Consider the following 12,648-nt stretch of genomic DNA (forward strand, 5'->3'; position numbering starts at 1 on the left):
CCGGACGAATCAATGTATGTCTACTACACGCCTACCCATTATAGGGAGATATGGTGAGCGATATAAATATCCCCAAACGCTTAAGAGATCGCGCGGATTTGGGTGACATGGGGCGTAAGCCGGAGAAGAAGGATCTTCTGCGAATCGCAGCAGACCTAATCGAACAGCAAGCCCGTGATCTCGCTGCCCTACGCCAAGATATCGAAGCGCAGATTCAGATTGCTAAGGAAGCGCGTGAGCGGGCCGAAGAGAATTTGAAGGATGCCAAGCGATATCGTTGGTTGCGAAGTCGGACGCGGTGCTTCGCTCTTGATATGGGTGGCAAGCATCGTTACGACCCGAGCGGGGCATTTCTACGTCTCGCCGGACCCTCTATAGATGATGCTTTCGATGCTGCTATCGAAAAGGACTCGAAATGACCAACGATGAAATCGCCGCCATTTGGAATGGCATGCCGGGCGGATATGACGGATTCTGCAAAACATGGGGTTCATTCAGTTTGCGCGTCGTATTTTGGAAGTCGCCAATATTCAATCGACTACAGACGGTGAACGATACCGCACGCTTCGCGATCCAGGTTGCCCCGGAACGGTGTACGCGTGCGTGTACACGCGCCGGGAACCATCCCATATCAACGTGCGGTTGTTGGGAGGGAACTTGATTCGGTGATTGACTTCGCTATCGCACAGAAGCAGGAGGAGTGATGGACGCTATTAAACTCACTGACTGGCATCCTGCTAACGTTGATCCGCTGCGGATCGGCTACTACGAGATGATTAATGAATCCACAGGCACAATTTTTACCGCGTGGTATAGCGGCTGCATGTGGTTCCGCGATCTTCACGGGCCCACAGTTCCGCTGCTTCGAATCTGGCCATGGCGAGGCCTCGCTCAAGATCCTCAGAAGCAGACACTGACGCCCCGCCTGACCCACTGCGCCGCCAGTCGAGATGGCGAATGCAGTCACAAGAAATGCCCTCAAATCCGTGACAACGAACCATCCAAAAGTGGGCGGCACTGTCCGCTGGATATCAGGGACGAGGACGAATCATGAACCACGGATACACCTGCCGTCACGGCCTATCCCTTACTGAGCAGTGCGAAGCTTGCGACAAGGAGATTGCGCAGGATATTTTGCGCCGATGGGGTAAGCCGGTTGACGATGCGAGAGAAGTTGTAGGCGCCCCGGAGCGACGCGATGAAAGCGCAGTTCAAGGCTGAGAACCCGTCAGATATTCAGATGACCATGACGCTCACGATGACACTGGGCGAGTGGCGAGAGATTGGCGAGCACTTGACCGACACGCGTAGTTTTCGCGCAGACGGCAAGTTGCTGGACGCGATCAGGACGATGGTGCGCAAGGCGTCGCAGCACTTTGATGAAACGACGGAGGAAGCGTGACAGATCGCGAACTGTTGGAGTTGGCGGCGCACGCGGCGAAGTTCCGCGTGCATGGCTGGATTGGCGAGAAATTCTATGTAATCAATCCGCCAAACCCAGCCGCACATTACGATCCGTTTTCGTGGTCGCCGCTCGACGATGATGGGGATGCGTTGCGACTGGCCGTGAAGTTGGGGGTATGCCTCGAAACGGCGGCATCTATAGAGGTGGGCACATTTACTTATGCCGGGGTCACTGAAGGCGAATATGAGTCTGGGGTTGAAGCGTGGTATGTGACTAAAGAAGCAGTCACAATTACGGCTCAAGAGGTCTACGGCTCTGATCCATGTGCCGCCACACGCCGAGCTATTGTCCGTGCGGCCGCCGAAATCGCGAGGGCACAAGCGCAGTAATGGAAGCAGCGTTGGAAAAATTCTGGCCGCGACAAAGGCGGCGTGGGAGATCAAATGAAAGTCTTGCTCGGAGATTGGCTCGAATCACAATTCAGCCCAGCACCCGCCATTCGGACGGCTCGCACGTGGATCAAACAGGGGCGGATTTTTCCGCCGCCTACCAAAGTAGGCCGGTCCTATTATGTGGAGCAGGATGCCGTATTCAATGACGGCACCGCACGACCTCGACTTGCAGATCGCATTCCTCAATGAGCCCAAGACCTCGAATCAAGAAGCGCTCCAATTGGCCGGAAAACCTCCACGAACCACGGCCCGGCTATTTCACCTGGCGCGACCCACGTGACAAGAAAACTCACATTCTCGGGCGCATCCCCTTGGCGCAAGCGATTCACGAGGTAACTGAAGCCAACGTGATTGTTGCCAAAGGAAAGGTCACGAAAACGCTTGCCGAGCGGATTTCGGAAGAGGGCAAGACGGTGACCGACCTGATCGCCAGAATGTCGACTGACATTAAGGCGAGCACCCTGGCATCGCGCAAGTATCACGACGAAGAAATTAAGCGAGCATTCGGGAGCAAGGAGTGCAGAGACCTAACGGTAACGGACGCGTCGGATCTGGTCGAAGCGCTCAGGGAACGAGGTAAGTTGCGATGGGCACAAGCGGTTCGAACCCGTCTTATAAAAGTCTGCGCGAAGGGCGTCGCTCTAGGCTGGATGGAAAAAAACGTAGCAGAAATCACAGAAAAGGTTGCGGTTAAGGTCCAGCGCCAGCGCCTGACATGGACCAATTCAACCTGATCTTCGAGAAGGCACCCGAAATCGCCGACTGGCTACAGGACGCCATGCTTTTAGCCCTAGTCTCCGGGCAAGATCGATCCACAGTAGGGCTGTGGCGACGCGACTGGATTGAGGGCCATGTTGTGGTGGCGAAGCGCATCAAGACAGGCGTGCAGATCGCGATTCCGCTTAAACTGAAGATGAAGGCAATTGACATGTCGCTGGAGGATGTCATCGAACGCTGCCGTTCAAGTGGAATCGAATCCGAATATTTGATTCATCATCGAAAGGCACATGGCTCTGTTGTGGCTGGCTCGCCTGTGAGATATCAGAGTTTTTCTCAGGCGTTCGCGGATGCTAGAACACTGGCTGGGATTGAAGGGGACAATGTGCCCACCTTCCACGAGATCCGCAGTCTTTCGAAGCGCTTATACCTTGATCAGGGCGGCGTCGACACGAAAGCGCTGCTTGGTCACAGCAATGATGCAACGGCTGACCTATACGCGAACGCTCGAGGAATTGAGCCTGTCAAGGTGAAGTACGACGGCTAAATCGCTTGTCTTATTTTGAACAAGTATTGAACGATTGTTGAACGAGCCAAAGCCGGACAAGCGTTTGCGCCCCGACATGCATATCCTACCTGCATGTAACATATTTCATGATTTGTATATAAAAATCATATGCTTATGGCCATTTGCGGCGATTGTGTTACGCGTCAAAAGATACAAACGCATGCCAACACAATCAGATACTTACGTGGTTTATTAAACAATACTGGAATTTCCCAATTCAGCGACATGCGGCGAATAGCGGGATTATTCACCGCAAAATATGCGGCGCATAAATTTCCCAATACTGTATATGCATACAGTGTTATCGTGGCGCATGAACAGCGTCTACGAATGGTTTCTTGAGCGCTCCGCAATCATGTCCGCAGATGGCAACATGCCGATCTACCAGGCAGACTTCTGCGCGTACGCCCTCACGGCGAGCTATTGCAAACGCACAGGCCAGACGATGCCGAGCGATGGCTATCTGGGTGCATTGCGCCCCGGAGCGAGCGATCCGATATGGTCCGACGAACTGGGCGATGCAGGGTGGTACGAAGATCGCAATTTCAGGATCAAGGGCAAGATCCGGTAGGTGAGAATTTGAGGCGCAGTGACAGTACGAGGAGGGTGTGTGAAGGAACCGAAATACGATGTGTACCGGCTGGAGGTGTATGGGCTGCCAATGTTTGGCTGTACCGGCATCGTCATCTGTCACAAATTAGTTGATCACGTGACGACCGATCTTGAAGAGCTTCGACGGAATGTCTACGAGGCTTTCATGCATTGCTGCGGCGCACTTTGGATTACGTACCTTGGAGCGCGCAAGCTGGTGACGACTTGCGCTCAGTTTGAGGCTGAGTATGGGCATTGACGTAACTGAGACGAGCAGCTTGAGTCTTGCTAACGGAGACTGTAATGACCGACGAAGAATATCGAGAGCATGTCCGCTCAGCGCTTCTTGACGGATTGATGCAATTTGAGGGCTCAGCCTACAACGAAGAGACGAAGCAGGCGATGCTCGAGATGATCATTGACGTCTGGCCGCCGCGGCCGCCTGTCAATTGGATTGAAGCAGTCGAGATCAAAAGCGGCGCATTGCACTACACGCTGACGCGCGAGGCTGCGGAGTTGCTTAGAAAGCCGGAATGGGAAGAGGTTGACGCGCAACCGAAATCTGCTGTCTAAAAGAGGGGTGCGGGAGCGCAAGCGCTCCCGGATGCTTAATCAGGCGGTGATGGCCTTCATGTCGGCCATCAGTTCCTGCCAGCCGATGTTCGACGGCGAGATGCTTAGCGACGTCGAGCCAGTGGTGCGAGAGGACCGCGTAAGCCTCTTCGCAGTACGCCTTGAGGAACGCGTTCGTCATCTTCAGCGGCTTGCCCCACGAGACGCACGTGAAACCCGTCTCGTCGTAGGCAAGCAATGGCACCGCATGGCCGCCCCAACTGCCTGGCGCGCCATCCCCCACCGCGCCGCCCGGCGCCACGTCCACACGTCCTGAGTCTGCGCTGAAATCGGCAGGTTGATGCCGATGTAGGCCGCGCCAAAGTACTCGATCGAGAGTTTCAGTTCATTCAGGTTCGTGGGCATCAGCGCCGAGAACGCGATCGTGTCGGTGCCATCAGGTGTCGGGATACCGGTCGCGCTCCAGTACGCCAGCACGCGCGTCTCCACGGCGCCGTCGTCCTCTTTCGGGAAATCGCTCGTGGCCGAGTAAAGCGCGAGCGTCTGCGCTTCCGTAGGCTGAAAATCGACGCCATTGTTGGCGAACCACGTCTGTACGATGTGGAACGCCGCGGCGGCCGTGCAGCAGCCGTAGCGGTCATTACCGAGGCTGTTCCACGATTTGACCGCCGTCATCCAGTCCACGGCTGGTTTCGGCTGCGCCACCATCATGCTTTTCAGAAGGTGGGGACGCGCGAAGGGATTGCGGCGGGTTTGCGGCCGAGGCGCACCGATGTGAGATCAATCATGCGGAGGCCACCGTGGGAAGTGCTGCGAGCGCAGTCGCCGTCGTCGTGTAGCCAACGGCGTACAGTTTCTGTCGCGTCGCGGCGGACATGTTGCGATCGAAGCTGGAAGCGAAGCCGGTTAGCACGTGAACGATCGTGGCGCCGTTCTTCGTATCGAGCGCGACGTGCGAACTCTCGTTCGAGGCGAGCAACAGGTCAATGATCCGCGGCGCCAGCGTGCGCAGGCCATAGTTGCCGCTTGAGCGGCGCGTCGTCAGACTCGAGGTAGATCCCGAGACGCGGCACGTCATCGATGGTCAGGACGCTGGTACATGTTGTTGCAGCAACCGCCGTCGACGAGCAGCGAGTTTGCGAACGCGACTGGCGCAAAGACAAGCGGTATCGACGCGGACGCGCGCGCGGCGGTCGCCAGTTCAGCGTCCGGCGTCGCCGCCCGGCTGAAGACGAACTCCTTTTCGGTCAGCAGATCCGATGCGATCACCTTGAGTTCGATCGACAGATCCGAGAATTTCTTCCCGTCCGTGAGCTTCTGCAGGTACTGGAGCAGGGTATTGCCCGAGCAGAGGCTCTGGCTCGCGACGAGTGCCCATGGCGAGAAGCTCATCATGGGCGACCAATCAAGCGACATGCATAGCTCGCGCAGAACGTCGAGCGACATGCCGCTCGCGTACAGGCTGGCGACGATCGAACCGCCGGACGTGCCGGACAGCTCGACCACCTCATACCCTGCGTCCGCGATCGCCTGAAGTGCGCCGAGGTGGGCCGGGAGGCGAAACCCGGACCCACTAAGAGCGACGCGGATGGGCTTCATCAGTCAGCGACCTTCGAAACCAGCTTCACGCTCACGTGCGGCGCGACCGCCGAGCTAAGCGACGTCGGCGTGCCGGTCGCGACCGACAGGTTGTATTCGGCCAGCGCCACCGACAGCGACGATTGCAGCACCATCAACGCGGCGACAATCCCGTTCTTGGCGCTGAGCGATGAGCTGTTCACGTCGGCAATCGCGGCCGGGAGCGCCGTGTTGATCAGGTCCGAGACGGTCGTCGTGTTGAGCGCGGAGTTCGCAGCGCACGCGAGCGCGACATCGCTGGTCACGGTGCCGAGCGCGGGAATGGTGTTCAGCACCAGCGACACGCTGTTCAGCGTCGGCTGGAAGACCGTACACGCGGCGGCGATCTTCGCCTGCGCCGTCGCGGCGAACTGGGTGATTTGTGCTTGCGTGACGTCGCCGGTCGTGGTGCTGCCGGTGTTGGCGCAGCCTGCAAAGAAAGTGAGCGCGGCAACGCCTGCCGCGAGAAGCAGCTTCTTCATGATGGATTCCTTGGGATGTGCCGCGAGAGCGGCTGAGGACTTCAGAAACGCCAGCGGGCGCCGGCCTTGATGGAAAAACTGGTGTTGCTCTTCTTCACCGTCACGCTGACTTGCGTGGTCGGCGGGACCTCTGCGTACGCGACGCAGCATGAAACGTCGTAGGTAGCTGGATTTACAACGGGAAGTACCTGCACATGCTCTACAACCGCGCAGCCGGAAAGGGCTACGCACAACAGCACGCCGCGGATCACGATGCCTTCGGCTTCTTCGCGGCCACGTAAGCGGCGTACTGCTCTGCTACCCAGTGAGCAGCCACCACAATGCCGCCCGCGATCGATACCTGGTCCTGTGCCGACAGATTCAGGCCGAAATGGTTGTTCGCCGTCGAGATGACGGCGACGAGGCACGCGATGGCCGCGCCCGTGGTGCCGGTAGCGGCCGGGGACGTCGTCTGGTTCATGAATGCTCCTATGAATAGACAATAAAAAACCCCGCCGAAGCGGGGTTGTCGTTCATCGCCCAGTCTGTGTTCTAGGCGGCGTTTTCAAGGCGATATCAATGGGCCACTTCAATCTATAGATGCGCGCGAAAAGTGTGTTGTAGGCCAACCCAAATTCGCGCGCCCAATCAGCGATTGATTGTTTGCGGCCATCACACTCAAGAATCGTATTGGTGCGTTTGTTGTTCGACTGTCGTTCCCGGGTCGCCCACGTACAATTTCCCGGCTCATAATTTCCGTTAACGTCCTCGCGCTCAAGGGTGGCTCCGCGCGGACGCGCCCCCATATCAGCAAGAAAACTTTCGAATGAATACCAGCGATCACATACGACAATTCCACGGCCACCGTAATCAGCGTATTTCCATGATTTCGGGTTCGCGCATCTCGTCATCATTGACGACCAGGAGTGGTACTCGGGGCTGAATTTTCTACCCTTGGTGTGGCCATGAGTGCGATAGCACTCACCTTCACGTTGAATACAACCGCAAGATTTGGTTTTGCCAAGGCGTACCTCGGACAAAACATAGTCCCGGACGGTACCGCATTCGCATCGTGCGAATACACGTCTGTTCTTGTTGCTGGTGTGATACGGGGCATCCCCGAGAACAGTAAGTCGGTTGAATTTTTCCCCAATTGGGGTAGGATTTTTCACAGCCATCGTTCGATCTCCAGTATCGGATGGTGGTTAGAGCCGCCTTGGTGTTGACGCACCTTGGCGGCTCGTTCATTTTACGGCCGTCTCGAAGTGGTGGATCGTTTCAAAATCCGAAAATTTGTATCCTTCCTTCGCATATTTTTGCGCTACCCATAGAGGAAAAGGCAAAGTATGAATTCCGGAATCCTTTGCTGTATGGTGACTACGACACAAAAGCATTCCGTTGACCGTCATGTCGTCGACAAACTGTGTCCAGTCGGTGAAGTTATCCCAGTCAAACGCACGAATCTTTTCGCCCCACATACCTCCCAACGCATCAGCCTTGAACCGCTCCCAATCGATGAGCTCGGCCAGTGAACGTTCTATGGGATGATGGTGAGCTTCGAGGGGGTGACCCGATTCCTCTGCGGTGCCGTTGCACACAAAGCAGCGACCGCCTTCGCGCTCGATCAACTCCTTGCGTGAGCGCTCGAATAGAGCCGTGGCTTTTCTCTCTTCGTGCGCAGGGATGAGCACTTCGATGGAAAGCGTTTCCTTTTCGGCGTGAGCCTTGGTGACCTTCTCCATACCTTCCTTTCGGCAGTTTGAGCACGGATCCTCCAGCCGAGTCCCGTGGCTACAGCGGGTCGTCATCGCGACCTCCAAAGAAGAAAGCCCGCTTCCGAGGGCCTACTGATTCGCCATCGGCAAGATGGCTTTCAAGACGGGTGAGAACTGTGGATTGCTGGTCTCGCACGGGATCGCGATCAGGTACTGAGCGCCGAAAGCGCCAGCCGAAGCTTCGGCTTGCACCGCACAACCTGCCTTGATCGTGATGTTCCCGATCGTCACCGGGGCGGAATTGATGATGACGTTCGACAGCACAGGTAGTGTTGTGCGATCAGAGCCGAGTTCGGCGGTGATGATAGGCGTGCTGAACTGGGTGAGGGTGGCGCCGTTCAGAATCGCTGTCGCGTCGAAGGTGAGCACCACCGTCTCACGAGGGTCCATGGGGGACATCGTTGGGATCGCGATTTGCATGGGACGTATGCGGACAAGAAAGTTGCGCGCTGGCGCTGCAGCATAGAAGGTGCGATTGGGCGCCTTGCAATAGAACGACCTGTACAGCGATCGAGCGAAGTACGAAGGATTGACCGGGTACGCCGTCGAGTTGAACACTACGATCGTGCCGGACGCCTTCGCGGCGATCGATGCGTAACCGTTCATGGGCTGACTGGCGGCGAGCCTACCGAATGAGCCCGGCGTTACAATGGACACGCCTATTGCCTGGACACTCGCACTGCTTATCGACCCGAATGCGAGCCGTCGTCGAAGCCGTAGCGACTGCGCGCTGCGACTGCGCCAGATTGCTCGCTGCCGAAAAGGCGAGCACCGATGAGCCGATCGCTATCTGGCTTTGAGATAGATCACCAATAGCTGAGGTATCAACAGCCGCCACTCCGACGAGAGATTGAGATTGCGCAATCACCGCCGCTGAAGTCGGAACTACTACAGCACGCCCGGATAGCTGATTCGTTCCTTGTGCAACGATGCTGCCGACGGATTGAGGCACAACCGATGCGACGCCAGCGGCGAGTTGGGTGCTTCCGCAAATCCCAATTCCAATGGGATGAACCACTGAGGCGCCGACGGCGCTCGCGGATGTCGACAATAGTCCTGTCGATGACGGCGAGAGTACCCCCGCAGCATTCGCGGAATTGAAGCTTCTTGCGGCACCAACTACACCGGGAACGATTGACGCGGACCCGATTGCGGCTACCAAAGCAACCACCGCACCCTTCGCGATGGGGCTACCAGATGAAAGACCGATGGCTGACAGGGTACTCGACGCGGCACCAGCCACGCTTGGGGCAATCTTCGCCAAGCCGGTCAACGTGTTTGTTGCTGCGCCGGCCGGAATGAGCGGGACAATGACCGAGGCGTAACCACCCGAATCTGCATTCAGCCCCGACCATGTGATCGATGGAGTGGAAGCGGTGGAGAACGTTTCGTACGCCATCGCCCCGGAGATGCCGGCAGAGTCATCCTGAAGTTGCCAGTCTCTTGTCCATCCAGAAGACGGTGTAAATGTCTGGTTATAGTCGTTGCCGGAGTCGAAGGCGATTGGGGAGAAGGCAAACTCCCCGACTCCCTGCAATGCCTTTGCGCTGGTGGCAGTTAAAGTCGTCGAAGTCCCCGTAGCGTATCCGATCGCGCTTACGTCAACTGGGCTCGCGGCAACGCCCGACAGTTCGTAAATTCTCCCAGTGGGATACTGAGGGTTTGACGTGGAAGCCGTTACGGTCACCGAAACGCTTCCACCAGTCACATACTGGCCAGGCAGGACCGCAACGCACGCACTCGCCCCCTCACCCGGAGTGAGTTGCGAATAAACAAGCCAGTTAGTCGGGAACTGGGGGACACTTCCACCGCCATACCCGTCACCGAATAAAACAGCGACCACCAGCGTGTTGCCAGCCGCTACCCAGAGAGCGAAAAGGTTACGGAAGAAACGCCGCCCTCTTCGACAAGGGTGCCCGACTGGACTATCGCGATGGTCATGTGGATCGTCAGCTAGATTGCGACGGAACGACGAGAGAAAAGGCCATCTCAACCGATGTGCCAGTTTGGATCGAGGTGTTGCCGAGAATCACATCGGCACCCGAGGTGCCTACCGTCAACTGCTGCTCGGCGGTCCCACCTGATGTGCTCAGCCTCGCGAACGTTGCCGTACCTGCAGCGGCTGGCGAATAGCTGGCTGCCGAAAACGTACCAACCGAGGTCATGCCGCCATTCGCGGATACGTACGTTGGTGAGCCCCACGACGTAATCGTCCCCGACGCGAGCAGTGTGTTGCCGCTCAGAGCCGTATCAGGTAGGCGGGCACCGTGCCGCTGTAGACCGAAAGGACTGCATTGGTGCCAGCGTTGGTGGCGAGCGCGGAAACGGCGGCAGACGCTGCGGATTGCGACAGGATCATGTGAGTTCCAGAAAGAAAAGGCCGATCAAAGGCGGCCATGGATTTTGGGGCGTTCGCTTAGGCGACGCCTGCGGCGACCGGCATTACTCCGGTGCTCATTGCCGAGCACAGGCGAACGGCGCGATCACCAACCTGCCCGAACCATTTCGAGTTCTTCATCTCGGCTGCGGCAACCGCGAAGTTGTGAAGCTTGAGCGCGGCGAGCATGTGAGCGAATCCGAGCAGTTTGTCGATGCCCATGTTGAAGCACATGTTGGCGATGACGCGCTGACGCACCTCGTCCAATTGGCGCCACCACGACAGATGCACGTCGAGTTGATGGAGCGTGTCAGCGATGTCCTGCGAGAGGAGTTGAGTGACCTGCGCATCATTCAGCGGGAATTTCCAGCCGGCCCGGCAGCGGCGACGAATTCAGGTTATGGCCAACACCACAGGTCGGATTCCCCTCGCTGTCGATGTATCGGACATACCGAACCGCTTCGTCTCGCCTGAGTTCGGCTTCGAAGAGCGTCAGGATCATGATTCACCCGGCCACTTGCCGTGCGCGAGGCCCCAAATAGCGGCTGCGAACATGATGAACGGACCACACCAGAGAACGACCTTGCGGAGCACTCGCCCTGTACCAGTGAAGAAACCGAGGCCACTCTTGGCCATCTTCAAAAGTTCGACCAGTTCTTGCGTATTTCCCTCGACGCGCAGTGTCGCTGCGGTGTTGTCGTCAAGAGATGCCTGATACGTCGCCATCGTCTTTTCGAAATTGGTCATCCGAGCCTCCATTTCCGCGCGCCACTGCTGGTCAGCGGTGCGTCTGTCAACTGGTTCGTGGTTCAAGGAATGGCCCCGTAAAAGAAAAAGCCGCCCGGAGGCGGCCTTTGGCTGGTCTATATACGTAAAAAAGCCGCCCTTGGGCGGCTTGTCGAATTTGCTTCCTGATGTGGATCAGGCTTTAGCAGCGGTCCACTGCCGGATGGATATTTTTTTCACCATATCGCGCGCGGGCATTTCGATAAATCGCCACAGAGCGAACGCGCATGCGAGTGCGACAACCCAATACGCGACATAAAGCTGCGCGTCGGAATAGTCGCGCAGCCAGTCGTCGCGATGAACCCGGATGAGGCCGATCAAAATCTGGTGGATCAGATACAGGGCGAAGCTCGCTTCACCGAGCAGCACCATCGGCCGCACGCTGAGAATCTTTGAACAGAGCCCGCGGCCAAATGCCATAGCCGTGATCAGCAGCGCGAATCCAGGCGCCGCGCACGAGTGCCCAAAAAACACGACCCATGCGTTGGTATCTAGTCGATGCCCGGCAATCAACATAGGCAGAGATGAGGCGTGGTGCCAAAGGAACCCGATCGAACAGATTGACGCTATTTCGATTGCGGTCCAGACCCAAACATTGTGCCCACCGCGGTCGACGTTTCGCAGGTAGAAGCCTGCGGCAACCATACCCATCACGAACTCACTGATCCGCGCGAACGGCCCGATGTAGGCGATGCCGACAGAAGAGATCGCGAGCGGCGTGCGCGGATCGAAATCGGGGAAACCGGCTGCCGTCGATATCGACAGGAGAAGCGCCACCAGACACCAAACCAGCGGCGCTTTCCACTTCCACGTGTGATGCCAGTCGCGCACAAGGAGAGGAAACATCAGATAAAAGAACATCTCCGTCGAAATACTCCATGAAACGCCGTTGTAAGAGAAGAAGTAGCGCGCGACCGGTATCCACGAATTCACCAGGAACACGTTAGTGAGTGCAATCAGTGGAACATCCGGCCCCTCAGGTCCGACGAACTTCAACCATGGCGGCAACAGGAAAGCGGCGAGAACAAACGTTGTGACGTGCAACGGCCAGATGCGGCCCACACGCAAAGCGTAGTAGCGGCGGATGCTTCCCGGTTCTTCGAAACCTTTTTTGTACACGCAAGTCAGGATAAAGCCCGACAGCACGAAAAAGAAGCTCACGCCGTAGTCGTAAGGAAGACCGTCGAACAGCGTGACGCTGCTTAAAACGGCCCTCATATGCTCAATGACTATCGCTGCTGCTGCGAAAAACCGTAATGTTGTGAGCGCATTTAATTTATTCAATTCGGCACCCCGATTAGGTGCCGAATTATCGCATATTACTTA

At 57.1% G+C, this 12,648-nt stretch carries 22 protein-coding genes; 10 read left to right on the forward strand and 12 right to left on the reverse strand.

Annotated features, from left to right (window positions below; translation table 11 throughout):
* Window positions 1-50: 50 nt before the first annotated feature.
* The 10 genes from FAZ98_RS31525 (at window position 51) to FAZ98_RS31570 (ending at window position 4,306) form a co-directional block, all read left to right on the forward strand.
* Window positions 51-419, forward strand: a complete 369-nt coding sequence (locus FAZ98_RS31525) for a hypothetical protein (RefSeq protein ID WP_158957643.1) — start codon at window positions 51-53, stop codon at window positions 417-419.
* 284 nt (window positions 420-703) lie between these two features.
* Entirely contained in the window at window positions 704-1,054 is a 351-nt protein-coding gene (locus FAZ98_RS31530) for a hypothetical protein (RefSeq protein ID WP_158957645.1), read from the forward strand.
* 144 nt (window positions 1,055-1,198) lie between these two features.
* On the forward strand, window positions 1,199-1,402 hold the full coding sequence (locus tag FAZ98_RS31535; protein ID WP_158957647.1) for a hypothetical protein: 204 nt from the start codon (window positions 1,199-1,201) through the stop codon (window positions 1,400-1,402).
* Complete coding sequence (locus FAZ98_RS31540) at window positions 1,399-1,794, forward strand: hypothetical protein (RefSeq protein WP_158957649.1); 396 nt, start codon at window positions 1,399-1,401, stop codon at window positions 1,792-1,794. The genes FAZ98_RS31535 and FAZ98_RS31540 overlap by 4 nt, the downstream gene beginning before the upstream one ends.
* Before the next feature lie 54 nt (window positions 1,795-1,848).
* On the forward strand, window positions 1,849-2,046 hold the full coding sequence (locus FAZ98_RS31545; RefSeq protein ID WP_158957651.1) for an excisionase: 198 nt from the start codon (window positions 1,849-1,851) through the stop codon (window positions 2,044-2,046).
* Window positions 2,043-2,591, forward strand: coding sequence for a phage integrase Arm DNA-binding domain-containing protein (locus FAZ98_RS31550; protein ID WP_158957653.1), 549 nt, complete (start codon window positions 2,043-2,045; stop codon window positions 2,589-2,591). Before FAZ98_RS31545 ends, FAZ98_RS31550 begins: the two co-directional genes overlap by 4 nt.
* On the forward strand, window positions 2,573-3,121 hold the full coding sequence (locus FAZ98_RS31555) for a tyrosine-type recombinase/integrase (RefSeq protein WP_158957655.1): 549 nt from the start codon (window positions 2,573-2,575) through the stop codon (window positions 3,119-3,121). The genes FAZ98_RS31550 and FAZ98_RS31555 overlap by 19 nt, the downstream gene beginning before the upstream one ends.
* Before the next feature lie 334 nt (window positions 3,122-3,455).
* Window positions 3,456-3,713, forward strand: coding sequence for a hypothetical protein (locus tag FAZ98_RS31560; RefSeq protein ID WP_158957479.1), 258 nt, complete (start codon window positions 3,456-3,458; stop codon window positions 3,711-3,713).
* Between the two features lie 39 nt (window positions 3,714-3,752).
* Window positions 3,753-3,992 carry a hypothetical protein gene (locus FAZ98_RS31565; protein WP_158957481.1) on the forward strand — a complete coding sequence of 80 codons (240 nt, stop codon included), beginning with the start codon at window positions 3,753-3,755 and terminating at the stop codon, window positions 3,990-3,992.
* Between the two features lie 44 nt (window positions 3,993-4,036).
* The gene (locus FAZ98_RS31570) at window positions 4,037-4,306 is read left to right on the forward strand and encodes a hypothetical protein (RefSeq protein ID WP_158957483.1); all 270 of its coding nucleotides are present in this window, start codon (window positions 4,037-4,039) and stop codon (window positions 4,304-4,306) included.
* Between the two features lie 183 nt (window positions 4,307-4,489).
* Here FAZ98_RS31570 and FAZ98_RS31575 read toward each other — a convergent pair whose 3' ends face one another.
* From FAZ98_RS31575 to FAZ98_RS31625, 12 genes are all read right to left on the reverse strand, one after another.
* Entirely contained in the window at window positions 4,490-4,990 is a 501-nt protein-coding gene (locus FAZ98_RS31575; protein ID WP_158957657.1) for a hypothetical protein, read from the reverse strand.
* A 100-nt stretch (window positions 4,991-5,090) separates the two neighbouring features.
* Window positions 5,091-5,384, reverse strand: coding sequence for a hypothetical protein (locus FAZ98_RS35800; RefSeq protein WP_233272942.1), 294 nt, complete (start codon window positions 5,382-5,384; stop codon window positions 5,091-5,093).
* Window positions 5,381-5,905 (reverse strand): patatin-like phospholipase family protein, encoded by a 525-nt coding sequence (locus FAZ98_RS35805; protein WP_233272943.1) that lies wholly within the window; start codon window positions 5,903-5,905, stop codon window positions 5,381-5,383. Before FAZ98_RS35805 ends, FAZ98_RS35800 begins: the two co-directional genes overlap by 4 nt.
* A complete protein-coding gene (locus tag FAZ98_RS31585; RefSeq protein ID WP_158957487.1) occupies window positions 5,905-6,405 on the reverse strand; it encodes a hypothetical protein in 501 nt (166 codons plus the stop codon). The genes FAZ98_RS35805 and FAZ98_RS31585 overlap by 1 nt, the downstream gene beginning before the upstream one ends.
* Before the next feature lie 247 nt (window positions 6,406-6,652).
* Window positions 6,653-6,865, reverse strand: coding sequence for a hypothetical protein (locus FAZ98_RS31590; RefSeq protein WP_158957489.1), 213 nt, complete (start codon window positions 6,863-6,865; stop codon window positions 6,653-6,655).
* Window positions 6,866-6,917: 52 nt separating this feature from the next.
* On the reverse strand, window positions 6,918-7,562 hold the full coding sequence (locus tag FAZ98_RS31595) for a hypothetical protein (protein ID WP_158957659.1): 645 nt from the start codon (window positions 7,560-7,562) through the stop codon (window positions 6,918-6,920).
* Window positions 7,563-7,628: 66 nt separating this feature from the next.
* Window positions 7,629-8,126, reverse strand: coding sequence for a hypothetical protein (locus FAZ98_RS31600; protein WP_158957491.1), 498 nt, complete (start codon window positions 8,124-8,126; stop codon window positions 7,629-7,631).
* 102 nt (window positions 8,127-8,228) lie between these two features.
* A complete protein-coding gene (locus FAZ98_RS31605) occupies window positions 8,229-8,765 on the reverse strand; it encodes a hypothetical protein (protein WP_158957493.1) in 537 nt (178 codons plus the stop codon).
* 1,810 nt (window positions 8,766-10,575) lie between these two features.
* Window positions 10,576-10,803 carry a lysozyme family protein gene (locus FAZ98_RS31610; protein WP_233272944.1) on the reverse strand — a complete coding sequence of 76 codons (228 nt, stop codon included), beginning with the start codon at window positions 10,801-10,803 and terminating at the stop codon, window positions 10,576-10,578.
* Between the two features lie 82 nt (window positions 10,804-10,885).
* A complete protein-coding gene (locus FAZ98_RS31615; RefSeq protein ID WP_158957663.1) occupies window positions 10,886-11,038 on the reverse strand; it encodes a lysozyme family protein in 153 nt (50 codons plus the stop codon).
* Complete coding sequence (locus FAZ98_RS31620; protein WP_158957500.1) at window positions 11,035-11,283, reverse strand: hypothetical protein; 249 nt, start codon at window positions 11,281-11,283, stop codon at window positions 11,035-11,037. The genes FAZ98_RS31615 and FAZ98_RS31620 overlap by 4 nt, the downstream gene beginning before the upstream one ends.
* A 174-nt stretch (window positions 11,284-11,457) precedes the next feature.
* The gene (locus tag FAZ98_RS31625) at window positions 11,458-12,606 is read right to left on the reverse strand and encodes an acyltransferase family protein (RefSeq protein ID WP_158957665.1); all 1,149 of its coding nucleotides are present in this window, start codon (window positions 12,604-12,606) and stop codon (window positions 11,458-11,460) included.
* Between the last annotated feature and the right edge of the window lie 42 nt (window positions 12,607-12,648).

The sequence above is a fragment of the Paraburkholderia acidisoli genome (genome assembly GCF_009789675.1).
Taxonomy (GTDB): domain Bacteria; phylum Pseudomonadota; class Gammaproteobacteria; order Burkholderiales; family Burkholderiaceae; genus Paraburkholderia; species Paraburkholderia acidisoli.